Annotated in this window: 9 protein-coding genes, 1 tRNA gene and 1 pseudogene; 4 read left to right on the top strand and 7 right to left on the bottom strand. The window is 67.6% G+C overall.

Translation table 11 applies throughout. The features are described 5' to 3' along the window. Positions 1 to 79: 79 nt before the first annotated feature. On the top strand, positions 80 to 733 hold the full coding sequence (locus DFQ14_RS20030; protein ID WP_114454923.1) for an ACT domain-containing protein: 654 nt from the start codon (positions 80 to 82) through the stop codon (positions 731 to 733). Positions 734 to 915: 182 nt separating this feature from the next. On the opposite strand, the pseudogene DFQ14_RS22680 reads toward DFQ14_RS20030, so the two are convergent. The 5 genes and pseudogenes from DFQ14_RS22680 to DFQ14_RS20005 all read right to left on the bottom strand — a co-directional run. Further along, a pseudogene (locus DFQ14_RS22680) lies at positions 916 to 1026 on the bottom strand (type II toxin-antitoxin system VapB family antitoxin); the annotation flags it as partial. Between the two features lie 31 nt (positions 1027 to 1057). Continuing rightward, positions 1058 to 1552, bottom strand: coding sequence for a GNAT family N-acetyltransferase (locus DFQ14_RS20020; RefSeq protein WP_114454922.1), 495 nt, complete (start codon positions 1550 to 1552; stop codon positions 1058 to 1060). Positions 1553 to 1613: 61 nt separating this feature from the next. Then, positions 1614 to 3731, bottom strand: a complete 2118-nt coding sequence (gene ligA / locus DFQ14_RS20015; RefSeq protein ID WP_246195572.1) for an NAD-dependent DNA ligase LigA — start codon at positions 3729 to 3731, stop codon at positions 1614 to 1616. Positions 3732 to 3976: 245 nt separating this feature from the next. Continuing rightward, the gene (locus DFQ14_RS20010; protein ID WP_420810201.1) at positions 3977 to 4705 is read right to left on the bottom strand and encodes a hypothetical protein; all 729 of its coding nucleotides are present in this window, start codon (positions 4703 to 4705) and stop codon (positions 3977 to 3979) included. Positions 4706 to 4782: 77 nt separating this feature from the next. Continuing rightward, positions 4783 to 5919 carry a L,D-transpeptidase gene (locus DFQ14_RS20005; protein WP_246195574.1) on the bottom strand — a complete coding sequence of 379 codons (1137 nt, stop codon included), beginning with the start codon at positions 5917 to 5919 and terminating at the stop codon, positions 4783 to 4785. A gap of 385 nt (positions 5920 to 6304) precedes the next feature. Here DFQ14_RS20005 and DFQ14_RS20000 point away from each other — a divergent pair. Then, positions 6305 to 6377 (top strand) — tRNA-Lys (locus tag DFQ14_RS20000). 235 nt (positions 6378 to 6612) lie between these two features. Beyond that, complete coding sequence (locus DFQ14_RS19995) at positions 6613 to 7410, top strand: phosphatase PAP2 family protein (RefSeq protein ID WP_114454884.1); 798 nt, start codon at positions 6613 to 6615, stop codon at positions 7408 to 7410. A gap of 13 nt (positions 7411 to 7423) precedes the next feature. Here the strand turns inward: DFQ14_RS19995 and DFQ14_RS19990 are convergent, their stop codons facing one another. After that, positions 7424 to 9946, bottom strand: a complete 2523-nt coding sequence (locus tag DFQ14_RS19990) for a beta-glucosidase family protein (RefSeq protein ID WP_114454883.1) — start codon at positions 9944 to 9946, stop codon at positions 7424 to 7426. Between the two features lie 281 nt (positions 9947 to 10227). On the opposite strand from DFQ14_RS19990, the gene DFQ14_RS19985 reads away from it, so the two are divergent. Next, positions 10228 to 10947, top strand: a complete 720-nt coding sequence (locus tag DFQ14_RS19985; RefSeq protein WP_246195505.1) for an alpha/beta hydrolase family protein — start codon at positions 10228 to 10230, stop codon at positions 10945 to 10947. Here DFQ14_RS19985 and ilvD read toward each other — a convergent pair. Then, the gene (gene ilvD / locus DFQ14_RS19980) at positions 10944 to 12647 is read right to left on the bottom strand and encodes a dihydroxy-acid dehydratase (RefSeq protein ID WP_114454882.1); all 1704 of its coding nucleotides are present in this window, start codon (positions 12645 to 12647) and stop codon (positions 10944 to 10946) included. The two genes, DFQ14_RS19985 and ilvD, sit on opposite strands and share 4 nt — an antisense overlap. Between the last annotated feature and the right edge of the window lie 214 nt (positions 12648 to 12861).

The following is a 12861-nucleotide window of genomic DNA, read 5'->3' as shown; positions in this document are numbered from 1 at the left end:
GCCTGGCAGAGCCCGCTCGTGCGCCCCGATGAGCGCGGACGGCGAGGTGCCGCGCACGAAGCTGGAGGCGTGGAAACCGGTGTCCTTTCTGATCCGGGTGCAGATCCCGGACCGCCCGGGGACGCTCGGGGCGGTGGCCGGTGCGCTGGGCGAGATCGGAGCCGACATCCTCAGCGTCGACGTCGTCGAACGTGGCAGCGACGGGGCCGTCGACGACATGGTGGTGGAGCTCCCGTCGGGGCGGTTGCCGGATGTGCTGATCACGGCTGCCGAGTCCGTCGAGGGCGTCGAGGTCGACGCAGTGCGGCCCTACGCGGGTGTGCTGGACACACATCGCGAACTGGAACTGGTGGAGGAGATCGCCGCCGAGCCCGGGCGCGGACTCCAGCTGTTCGCCGAAGGCGTACCGAAGATCATCCGATCGGGTTGGGCCATCGTCCTCGGGCACCGTGCGGGCGGGGCCGAGCACCTCGCCTCGAGCACCTCGGCACCCGAGGACGACTACCTGGAGCTGCCCTGGCTTCCGCTGCCCAGGGCGACCATTCTCGACGGGGACGATTCCTGGGTTCCCGACACCTGGCAGGAGCTGGGCACCGAACTGGCCGCCACACCGATCGGAAAGCCCGATCGCGTGCTGCTGGCAGGCAGGCCGGGCGGGCCGATGTTCCGTGCCGCCGAAGTCGCCCGACTCGCTCACCTGGCCGGGATAGTGTCGGTCGTCCTCGACAGCTGAACGGTCAGTTCAGCAGGGACTCGCATCGCAGGTCCGGGGCGATCTCGGCAAGCACGTCGAAGTCCCGGTCCCGGTGCAGCGCGATCACCTCGGTCCGGATCGTCATCGCGCATCGCTTCCAGGTCGCCGTCCCAGCCGATTCCCTCCAGGGCGAGAATCTCCTGCGAGGTGATCCGAGGACCGATCAACCGCCTCAGGGCCAGGTCGACCGCTTCCCGCTTCGGCGACACCCGGTAGCGGCGCATCGCCTCGCCGATCAGCTCGTCGTCGATCTCGATATTGGTCCTGGACATACACATACGACACACCTTCTGTGTGCATGGATCACTTCGATTCCAGCACGAAGGCGAGCAGGGGCAGGTCGGGATGCGGCCACCAGTCGCGTTCCGGGGCGCGCTCGAAACCGAGACTCCGGTACAGCCGGTGAGCGACCGCCATCGACTCCTGGCTGCACAGCACGACCCGACTCCACTCCTCGGCCCTGGCGCGGTCGAGCACGGCCCGAACCAGACATCGGCCGACACCGCGGCCGGCGGCCTCCGGCGCCACGGCGAGCATCCGGAACTCGATTTCGCCGGGACGGGCCATCTCGGTGTACTCGGTGCCGTCCCGCGCGACGGTGACCGACCCGAGGACCTTGTCCCCCTCCACGGCGACCAGCAGTTCCGCCTTCTCGGCACGATCGGCGGCGTCGCGCAACTTCCCCAGGTAGTCGCTGCGGTCGCCGATGTGCCCGCCCTCCATGTAGGCGCGAGCGGTCACCTCGCCCACGGCGTCGAGGTCCTCGGGACGGGCGGCTCGGATGGTGACAGTCGACATGGACGCGATACTGCCACCGCACTCCGACAAGAAACACTCGTTTTTCGCGCGGCGGCTTCCCTCACTCGGCGGGCAAGGCCACCTCGGCCGCCGCATCCGGCCCCTGCTCCAGCAGTACGCGAAACCCGTCCTCGTCCAGGACGGGGACTCCCAGCTGCATCGCCTTGTCGTACTTCGAACCGGGCGAGTCACCGACGACCACGAACGCCGTCTTCTTCGACACCGAACCGGCGGCGCGACCGCCCCGATCCATGATGTACTCCTTGGCCTCGTCCCGGGAGTAGGTCCCCAGCGAACCGGTGACCACAATGGACATTCCTTCGAGTGTTCGTGGCACCGACTCGTCGCGCTCGTCGGCCATCCGCACCCCGGCCTCGCGCCACTTGCGGACCACGTCCCGGTGCCAGTCCACCGTGAACCATTCGCGCACGGCCGCCGCGATCCTGGGGCCGACACCGTCCACGGCGGCCAGCTCTTCCTCCGCGGCCGACTCGATGCGCTCCAGGGAGCCGAATTCCCGAGCCAGTGCCTGCGCCGCCGTCGGACCGACATACCGAATCGACAGCGCGACCAGGATCCTCCACAATGGACGCTGCTTGGCGGACTCGAGATTGTTCAGCAGCTTGGTGCCATTGGCCGAGAGAGTGCCGTCCCTCGTCCGGAACAGCGGCGTCTCCAGCAACGTGGCCTCGTCGAGCCGGAACACGTCACCCTCGTCGCGCAGCATTCCCGAAGCCAGAAGCGCCGCAGCGGCCTCGTACCCGAGCATCTCGATGTCGAAGGCACCCCGACCGGCCAGGTGGAACAGCCGCTCGCGGAGCTGTGCCGGGCAGGAGCGCGCGTTCGGACAGCGGATATCGACATCACTGTCCTTCTGCCGGTACAGCGTCGAACCGCACTCCGGACATTCGGTCGGCATGACGAACTCGCGCTCGCCACCACTGCGGGCGTCCACGACCGGCCCGAGCACCTCGGGAATCACGTCGCCCGCCTTGCGGATCACCACCCGGTCCCCGATGAGGACACCCTTGCGGCGCACCTCGTCGGCGTTGTGCAGGGTCGCCATCGACACCGTGGACCCGGCCACCTTGACCGGCTCCATCACCGCGAACGGGGTGACACGGCCGGTGCGGCCGACATTGACCTGGATGTCGCGCAGCTCCGTGGTCGCCTGCTCCGGCGGGTACTTGTAGGCGATGGACCAGCGCGGAGCGCGCGACGTGGTCCCCAGCCTGCGCTGCAAGGAGACCTCGTCGATCTTGACCACGATACCGTCGATCTCGTGCTCGGCATCGTGCCGATGCTCACCCCAGTAGTGGATGTGGTCGACGAGTTCCTCGATCGAGGACAGCACCACCGTGTGCCCGGACACCGGCAGGCCCCACGCCCGCAGCGCGGCATAGGATTCGGACTGCCTGCCCGGTTCGAAACCGTCACGCCTGCCCAGCCCGTGGCAGATCAGTCGCAGCGGCCGGCTCCGGCTCACCCGCGGATCCTTCTGCCGCAATGACCCCGCTGCGGCATTGCGCGGATTGGCGAAGGGAGTTTTGCCCGCGTCGACGAGCGAGGCGTTGAGCTCGGTGAACTCGTCGAGACGGAAGAACACCTCACCCCGGATCTCCACCAGTGCGGGCACCGGGTATTCCGGGTCGGCGGACAGCCGCTCGGGGACCTCGCTCATCGTACGGACGTTGAGCGTCACATCCTCACCGGTTCGCCCGTCACCCCTGGTCAGAGCTCGGTCCAGGTACCCGTCGCGATAGATCAGGTTGATCGCCAAGCCGTCGATCTTGGGCTCGCACAGGTAGTGCGGCGCGGTGCCGGACTCCCGCGTGACGCGCTCCACCCAGGCTCGAAGTTCTTCGATGGTGAACGCGTTGTCCAGGCTCAGCATCCGCTCCAGGTGGTTCACGGCGGTGAACTCGGTCGAGAAGGTGCCGCCGACCTGCTGGGTCGGTGAATCCGCGTGCCGCAAGGCGGGATGTTCGGACTCCAGGCGCTGCAGTTCGACGAACAACTCGTCGAACTCGCCATCGGTGATCGTGGGCGAGTCCAGCACGTAGTAGCGGAACTGGTGCGCCCGGACCTCGTCGACGAGGGCGTCGTAGCGCTCCCGCACCTCGGGCGTCACATCCTCCACACCCTCGGCACGCTGCTCCGCCGCGGGATCGGTCGGCAATTCGGCCGGATTCCGTCCACCCCGCGGATCCTCCGACGGGGAATCGCCGTACACCGTTCCGCCGTGAACTGACTCGCTGCTGGTCACACCCCGAGACTAACCAGCCACCCCGACAGAGGCGCACGGTACCGCCGCACGGCGAAGCGACCGGTCGGGACAGCCGGTTTCGCGCGAAGCCCGCACCTTTCGCGCGCCGTTCCGGTCATGTCGCGCGGAACCACAAACCGGATGTGCGTCCAAGGGCCTCATTCACCCGGCCGAGCGTCCATTTCGCTCTTTCCGGTGGTATCGGTCTCGTCCCGGCCGGGTCCACCGGCGTCGAGCTCACGGACGAGGTCACGAAACTCGAGCAGACCAATGGCGTCCTGCGGCTCCCGTTCGGCCGTCTCGACGCGTCCGACGCGGTCGGCCGCCAATCGCTCTCCCAGAGTCGCCTCCAGCGGCAGGAAAGTCAGTGCCCGGCGTTCGGCGTCCGCCAGCGCCGCGAACCCCGGGTGATACACGGCGACATCGATCAGTCCCGCAGCCGTGTCGACCTGCGGCGCCACCCGCACCTCGGCCAGCGGATACGCCGTACCGTGCAGATTGACCGTGACCTGCGTCGGATCCGGCACCGCAGGCACCGCGTCGTGGTACTCCCACTGCGAGTCGGACGGGGGCGCGGCCGCCTTCCAGGCGTCGGTGTAGACCCTCAGTTCCGGATCGGCCCGACTGCTGACCACCAGCGCGTGGATTGCCTGCTCACCTCGTTCGAGAGAGAAGGTCAGGTCCGGATGCACGAGCGCGAGAGCCTCGGCCAGCTGGTGGTCGACACGGTGCGGCTCACCGTCCCCGAGTGCGGCGCTGACTTCGGGAAGCAGCTCCTGCCAACGCTGCCAGAACATGTCCGCACGTTCCCGCGCCTGTTGCCCGTCGGATCGGCTCACCGGCGCGGAAATACCGTGGCCGCGACGGCGGCGCAGGAACTCGAACATGATCCCCATTGTGCCGTCGTGCGGCACGGTTCGTGGGCCGGATGATGTGATCCGCACCCCGTCTCCGGCGCCCGCGGTCAGTGGTTGCCCTGCACCCACTCGCTCCAGGGAATCTGCCAGTCCCCGAAACCGTCCCAGGGCGGCAGTTGCTCACCCCCCGAGTTGGTGATTTTCACGACGTCGCCCTTGTCGAGCAGGTCGTAGACCCACTCGGCGTCCGAGGTGCTCATGTTGATGCAGCCATGGCTGACGTTGCGCTTGCCTTGATCCGCCACCGACCAGGGGGCGGCATGCAGGAACTCGCCCCCGTTGGAGATGCGCACGGCCCACTTGACCTCGGTCTTGTAGCCGCCCTCGTCCAACGACAGGCCGTAGGTCGTGGAGTCCATCAGGTAGGTCGGCGACTTGCGCATGACCACGTGGACCCCGTTGTGGGAGGGGAACGACGGCCGGCCCATCGAGATCGGAATCGTGCGCACGACCTCCCCGTCGACCTCGACCGACATCCGATGTGACGCGCCATCGGCCCGGAGGATGACCGAGTCCCCGATGGTGATCGTCGCGGTGCGGTCGCTCTTGCCGTAAACACCGTTACCGAGGTTCCTGCCGTAGACATCGATGTCGACGTGCACGGTCGTGCCGGGCTCCCAGTACTCCCGGGGACGCCAGTGCACCTCGCGGTCGTCGAACCAGTAGAACGCGCCCTCGACATGCGGATCGGTGCGAACGGTGATCGCCTGTTCCGCCCGCTTCTTGTCCGGCGGCGGAGCATCGTCGCTGAAGTAGAACGCCAGTGGTTGCCCCACACCCACGGTCTGACCGTCGAGCGGGTTCATGGACACGTAGGTCGTGTGCTCGGGGGTCAGGGTGCTGAACTCCGAGCGTTCGGTGATGGTCCGACCGTTCGCCGCCCGTGCGGTGACCGCGAGCGTGTAGGTCTTGCCGTAGCCGAGGGGTTCGCCGGCCGACCAGCTCGTCCGGTCCGGTGCGAGAGAGCCGTCGACCTTCTCACCCGAAGCGTTCGTCATGACGGCCTCGGTGATGGTGGCGTGGGACGCGACCGCCTTGATGGTGCCTTTCGGGGGAACATCCTGCGCATCGTCGACGGGCGTGAACCGTATCGACGGCGGCCGGGGCGAAGCAGACGGTGACGCGGTGGGAGAGCCGGCCCCGGAGCCCGGGCTGCCGGCGCAGCCCGCGAGCACCGTCGCCATCAGAAGGCCGACAGCAGTGAGCGGGAGCACACGACGAAAGAAACTCGCTTTTTTGAACGAGTGACTCGAGACCACCATGTAACGACAGTCCGTTCGTTCGATCCACCATCGTGACCCGAAGCGGCATGCAAGAACACCCGATCGAGCCCAGCAATCAACCGTGCACACGGCCGCACACACAGCGCGCACGATGGAAGCTGCCACCCGGAAGACGCGCGAGGGCACCGGGAGGTTGCCCGTCCGGCACCTCTTCCGCAGGGGCGGCCCCGTACGACACCCCCTCGAATCGCCTCCGGAAATGCTGTGCTAATGTTGTTCATGTCGCCAGCGCGGGACTACGGAACAAAGTCGGAACTCCCGCAAGGACAAGCTGGTCGATACACGAGCGCCAATAGCTCAAGTGGCAGAGCAACTGACTCTTAATCAGTGGGTTCGGGGTTCGAGTCCCTGTTGGCGCACAGCACACCCCAGGTCGCACGGCCTGGGGTTTTTCATGTCCGGATCACGGCCACCCGGAGCCCGTGCGCACGCCGGCACCGCCACCGTGCCCGGGTCTTCCACTCCAGCATGGACACTCCGCCCGTGCCGCGTCGTTCTTTCGAACGGTGATGCGGTTGCACGCCGGTAGAATCGGAATGTCCGCGAGACGCTCGGTGCATACCCACTCTTTCGACCCGGAGTGTGACCTTGACGATGGCCTCGACCGGCGACAGCGAACACAAGCACGATCCGCGGAATCGCCCCGAGCACATCGAGGGCGGCGGACGGCCGGAGGGGCGAGAAGAACATGCGACGGTGCGGGACCTGGTCGCGGTATACCCATGGCTGCCCCCGGTGTTCGGGTTGATACTGGTGGCCCTGGGCGCCTGGGCTTTCGCGGAGATCACCGAGCAGGTGTACCAGCACGGGCCCTTGCTGGCGCTGGATGAGCGCTTGCTGGAGCGGATCGCGACCTTGCGCACTCCCGTCCTGGTGGGGGTGTTCGGAGTGGTGACCTACGCCGGTGACTCCCTCGTCGTCCTACCCGTTGCCGCCATCACAGGCATACTGCTGGTGCGGCCGATGCGCAGCTGGACACCATTACTCCTGCTCGCAGCGACCTCCGTGGGCGCCTACCTCACGGTTTTTCTCATCAAACTGCTCATCGCGCGCCCCCGCCCCATCCCGGCCCCCAATGCGGCCACCGAAGACAGCTTCGCGTTTCCCTCGGGGCACTCGGCACACTCCGCCGCCGTCTACCTGATGATCGCCATCCTGCTGCTGCGGTTGCTGCACTCATGGTGGGGGCGTACGACAGTGCTCGCCGCGACACTGCTCATCGTGGTCATCACGGGGATATCGCGCCTGGTGCTCGGGGTGCATTCCCCCTCCGACGTGCTGGCCGGATGGATCCTCGGAGCGAGTCTCACGGTCCTGCTGGTCAGCCTGTGGCGACTGTCGTCCTACCTGCCGCCGTTGATGACATACCTCGTCCGGCATGCTCGCCGGTGACGGTTCCCTCCCGTCACGGATACTGCGCGATGACGGTACGGCGGATGTCGGAGAGAGAACGTCCGATGAGCAATTCGTGCTCGCCCGAGAGCACCGACCAGCCCGGCAGGTCGACGTCGTAGTGGGCGAAGGCCCGCTGTTCGATGTCGATCGACACCGTATCCCCTTCCCCGGGCTCGGCCTCCACCACGGTGAACCCGACAAGGCGAGGAGGCTCACCCTCCGGGCCACGCTCGTACACCTGAACGATCTCCCGCCCGGCACGGGTCCCGGCGTTGCGCACGGCCACCCGCAACCGCACCCCGTCTTCCGCGGACTCCGCCGCCGCACCACCGTATTCCCATGTCGTGTAACCGAGGCCGTGCCCGAAGGGAAACAGCGGAGCCACTCCCCGGGCGGAGTAGGCCCGGTATCCGACGAGGGTGCCTTCGGAGTAGGTGAGCGTGCCCTCCACCGGCTGCACTCCCGGCAGCGGCACCGGCACGTCCGTGAGGGCGGCAGGCAGCGTCATCGGCAACCGACCGCCCGGCTCCTCGGCCCCGAACAGGACATCGGCGAGTGCGCTGCCGTACTCCTGGGTGCCGAACCAGGTCCACAGCACCGCCGGGACCTCGGACATCCACGGCATCAGGACCGGGGCGCCCGCGTTGAGCACGACCACGGTACGGGGATTCACCGCCGCGACAGCGCGCACGAGGTCGTCCTGGCCACCGGGCAACTCCAAGGACGAGCGATCCCGCCCCTCGGTCTCGATCTCCTCGTGCGTGCCGACGACGACCACGGCCACATCCGCCTCGCGAGCTGCCTGCACCGCCGCGGTCAGCTCGGACTGCTCGTCCCGGTCCTGCCTGAAATAGCCGAGCCCCACTCCCGGGAATATCGCACCTGCGGCGGGCGTGTGTTCGACGTCGAGCAGCACCGTTCCGTGGTCGTCCAGTTCCGAGTCCATCAGCACGACGCTGATCCGCTGCTCCGGCATGTTCGCCGTGGAGTCTCCGGTGGCACGGTCCGGCCTCTCCTCATCCGGCACCCGGCCGTCGAACACCTCACGCCCTGCCACGGTGACCCGGAACCGCCCCGCGCCGTGTACGGCGAAGGTGTGCTCGCCCGGCCCATCGAGCTCCACCCGGCCCCGTAGCCGGATCCCGGTGGCCCGTTGCGGAAGCTCCTGCCTGCCCGGCCACAGCAGGCGGTTCGTACCGCGCACTTCGCTGCTGAGCACCTGTGCGTTCTCGTCGAGGTAATCGACCCGCACGCCGGTGCCGCCTTCATCGGGGTCGGTCACCCGCTCCCGAGGGATCGGATCGAGCAACCGCCGGTGCCGGACACCGCGCCGGTGCACAACCTCCGCCCGATCCAGCACCCCGCGTATCCCCTCGAGGGGCGTGACAATCCGGGGCGGATTCACCTGTGAGGACCCACCGCCCTGTACGGCAGGCAGCGTCGCGTTCTCCCCGACCACGGCGACCGTGCTCAGCGCCGACGCATCCAACGGCAACAGCGGAGTTCCCTCTGCGGACTCGTTGCGCAGGAGCACGAACCCGCGTGCGGCGAGGTGGCGTATCACCGGCCGGGCTTCGTCGGGCGCGGCCGGACGCCCGGAGGTGCCGCTCGGATCGTCCTGCTCGTCGAACGGTTCTCCCAGGGCTCCCGTCCTGGCCGCCAGCCGCAGGATCCGTCTCACTTTCGCGTCCAGCACCTCGCCGGGAATTCGCCCTTCGGTGACCGCTTGCACGAGCGCACCACCACCGAACGGGCTGTCCGGCCCCGGCATCGCCAGATCGAGCCCCCCGTGGGCAGCACCTTCCAGGTCACGGGTGGCGTACCAGTCGGATACGTTCACTCCGTCCCAGGACCATTCTCCCTTGAGGATCTCGTTGACCAGCCGAGCGTTTTCGGTCATGGCCCGGCCGTTGACCGAGTTGTACGCGGTCATGAGCATCCACGGCCGGGTCCGGGTCACGATGTACTCGAACGGCGTCAGATACAGCTCGCGCAGGGTCCGTTCGTCCACATCGACGTCGTAGCTGAACCGTTCGGTCTCGCTGTCGTTGGCCACGAAATGCTTCGGAGCCGCCCCGACTCCCCTGGACTGTATCCCCGTGACGATCTCGGAGCCGAGTTCGGAGATCAAACGCGGATCCTCGGACGGGTTCTCGAAGTTCCGCCCCCCGAACGGGCTACGATGCACATTGACCGTGGGCGCCAGCACGGCGTGGACTCCACGGCGGCGCGCCTCGTCGCCGAGCAATTCGCCCACCCGGCGGGCCGCGCTCCTGTCCCAGGTGGCGGCAACAGCAGAGCCGACCGGGAGCAGCAGCGAGTTGTCGCGCTCGTCCCACGTCGGCCCGCGTACCCCGTTGGGACCGTCGGACAGCACCAAGCGGTGCAGACCGATACGCGGAATCGGAGGCAGTGTCCACAGATCCGCCCCCGTGACGAGGCGAGCCTTTTCCGGCACGGTGAGTTCTTCGACCAGGTCCCGTAGCTTCTCCTCGTCGGGCTCGGGTCGGTCCACGTCGGGTGCAGACGTCATCGCGGCTCCCTCCCGGCCTCGCTGTGAACAGGCGGACGATTACCTCCAGTCTCACTCACGGATTCCGGTTCTGCCCGTAGTACACCGCCTCCGGCCCACCACGCCCGCACGCTCCCGCCCCATGCGGCACGAACACCGATCTCCGATTCGAGGCCCCGGTAGCCTGGCGAGGATCCGTCATCGTGGTACTCGCCCGAAAGATTCGCGCGGACCGCTGTCGATGTGCTCTGTACAATCACACGGTGACCAGTCCGGCACCGGGGCCGTTTCGAAGGCGGAGCATGCGAACACGGAGCCTGCGCAGGGTTCACCGTCTCGCCCGGCACGGCACGGAGGCTGCCGGCACGAAAGGCCCGTCCGGGACTGTTCCCTCCCTTCGGACACTGCCCGCAGGCGGCAACACCCGCACGGTCGTGCTCGTGCTCCACGGCGGCCAGGCGCGGAGCACCAACCCGGTGCAGCCGTGGCAGCTCGCTTACCTGCGCATGATCCCGTTCACGTATGCCGCACACAGCGTTGCCGCACAGTCCGGAACGGCAGTGTGGCTACTGCGCAACCGCCTCCGCGGTTGGAACGAACCACAGCGGGCTCCGGTCGACGACGCCCGCTGGGCCCTGACCGAACTTCGACGGGCCCACCCGGCGGCGAACATCGTGCTGATCGGGCACTCGATGGGGGGTCGCACCGCTCTCCGGCTGGCCGGGGACGAGGGAGTGGTCGCCGTCTGCGCACTCGCCCCGTGGATCGAGCAGGAGGAGCCCGTCCGACAGCTGGCCGGAAAGCCGGTGCTGATCGCGCACGGAGACCGCGACCGGAGAACGTCACCGCGCGCTTCCGCCGAGTACGTGCAACGGGCGAGCCACTCCTGCGCCGATATCCGGTTCGTGACCGTCCCGAGCAGCGGACACGCCATGCTGCGCCGCTCCGGATTGTGGACCGCACTGGTACGCGATTTCGTACGCGATGCGGTGCCGACCGGTCGACTGCAGCGCAAAAGCTAGCAGATCGCACCTTCGGCGGCGGAGCCGACGAGGCGGGCGTACTTGCCGAGCACCCCGTGCCGGTACTTCGGTGCGGGCGGCGTCCAGTCCTGCCGGCGCCGGGCGAGCTCGTCCTCCGATACCAGCAGGTCGAGCGTACGTTGCTGCAGATCCAAGCGGATGGGATCACCGTCGACCACGAACGCGATCGGGCCGCTGTCGGTGGCCTCCGGAGCGACATGGCCGATGCACAAGCCGGTGGTACCTCCGGAGAACCGGCCGTCGGTGAGCAACAGAACGTCCTTGCCCAGTCCGGCCCCCTTGATGGCACCGGTCACGGCCAACATCTCCCGCATGCCCGGCCCACCCCGTGGACCCTCGTAGCGGATGACCACCACGTCGCCGGCCTGCAACGAATTGTCCGCCACAGCATCCATCGCGGCCTGCTCACCATCGAAGACCCGTGCCGTGCCTTCAAAGCTGTCCCGGTCGAAACCGGCGCTTTTGACCACGGCGCCTTCCGGAGCAAGCGAGCCACGCAGGACCGTCAGCCCACCGGTCGGATGCAGCGGGTCGGACAGCTTGTGCACGACATCGCCGTCGAGTTCCGGCGGATCGAGCTCGGCGAGATTCTCCGCGACGGTCCTCCCGGTCACGGTCAGGCAGTCCCCGTGCAGGAGCCCTGCATCGAGCAGAGCCTTCATCACGACCGGTACACCACCGATGCGATCCACCGTGGACATCACGTGCCTGCCGAACGGTTTCACGTCGGCCAGGTGGGGAACACGGTCTCCGACTCGGTTGAAATCCTCCAGGGTGAGGTCGACGCCGGCCTCTCGCGCCACTGCGAGCAGATGCAGCACCGCATTCGTGGAGCCGCCGAAAGCCATCACGACCGCGATCGCGTTCTCGAAGGCTTCCTTCGTCATGATGCGGCGCGCGGTGATCCCCTTCTCGATCAGGCCCACAACCGCCTGGCCGGCCTCGTGCGCACTCGTGTCCCGGCGCCGATCCACGGACGGCGGGCTCGCCGCTCCGGGCATCGACATTCCGAGAGCCTCGGCGGCGCAGGCCATCGTGTTCGCCGTGTACATGCCGCCGCATGCGCCCTCACCAGGGCAGATGGAGCGCTCGATACGGTCCACCTGCTCCCGGGAGATCAACCCTCGCGCACACGCCCCCACCGCCTCGAAGGCGTCGATGAGGGTCACTTCCTCCCCGTCGACATTGCCGGGCAGGATCGAGCCCGCGTAGACGAACACCGAGGCGAGATCCAGTCGCGCGGCCGCCATGAGCATGCCGGGCAAACTCTTGTCGCATCCCGCCAGCAGAACGGAACCGTCGAGGCGTTCGGCTTCCATCACGGTCTCGACCGAATCGGCGATGATCTCCCGGGACACCAGCGAGTAATGCATGCCCACGTGTCCCATGGAGATACCGTCGGAAACGGAAATGGTGCCGAACTCCATCGGAAAACCGTCGGCGGCGTGGACGCCGTCCTTGCTCGCCTGCGCGAGCCGCTGCAGGGAGAGATTGCACGGCGTAATCTCGTTCCAGGACGAAGCCACTCCGATCTGTGGCTTCGCGAAGTCGTCATCCTGCATCCCCACTGCCCGGAGCATGCCGCGGGCTGCCGTACGCTCCAGCCCATCGGTCACCTCACTACTACGAGGCTTCCTCGTGCTCGACTGGGCGACGGTGGCATCATTCTGTTCGGTCACATCCCCGACTGTAATCCGCGGACATTACCGGGCTTACGCCAGGTCTGCCCTGGTCGGAGGGATGCCCGAGAGAGCTTTCGTGGTGGTGGGGGTGGTGATGGGTGTGCCCCCAATCCCCGGGGTGGGGGTTGGGGGCACACACTCTCTCGAAGAGGTGGGGGTCGGCGGTGTCCTACTCTCCCACACCCGCGGGGGTGCAGTACCATCGGCGCTG

Origin of the sequence: Halopolyspora algeriensis (assembly GCF_003337235.1) — a bacterium.
GTDB classification, from domain to species: domain Bacteria; phylum Actinomycetota; class Actinomycetes; order Mycobacteriales; family Pseudonocardiaceae; genus Haloactinomyces; species Haloactinomyces algeriensis.
Note: the sequence above shows the minus strand (reverse complement) of the source record. Positions and strands in the feature narration are given on the sequence as shown.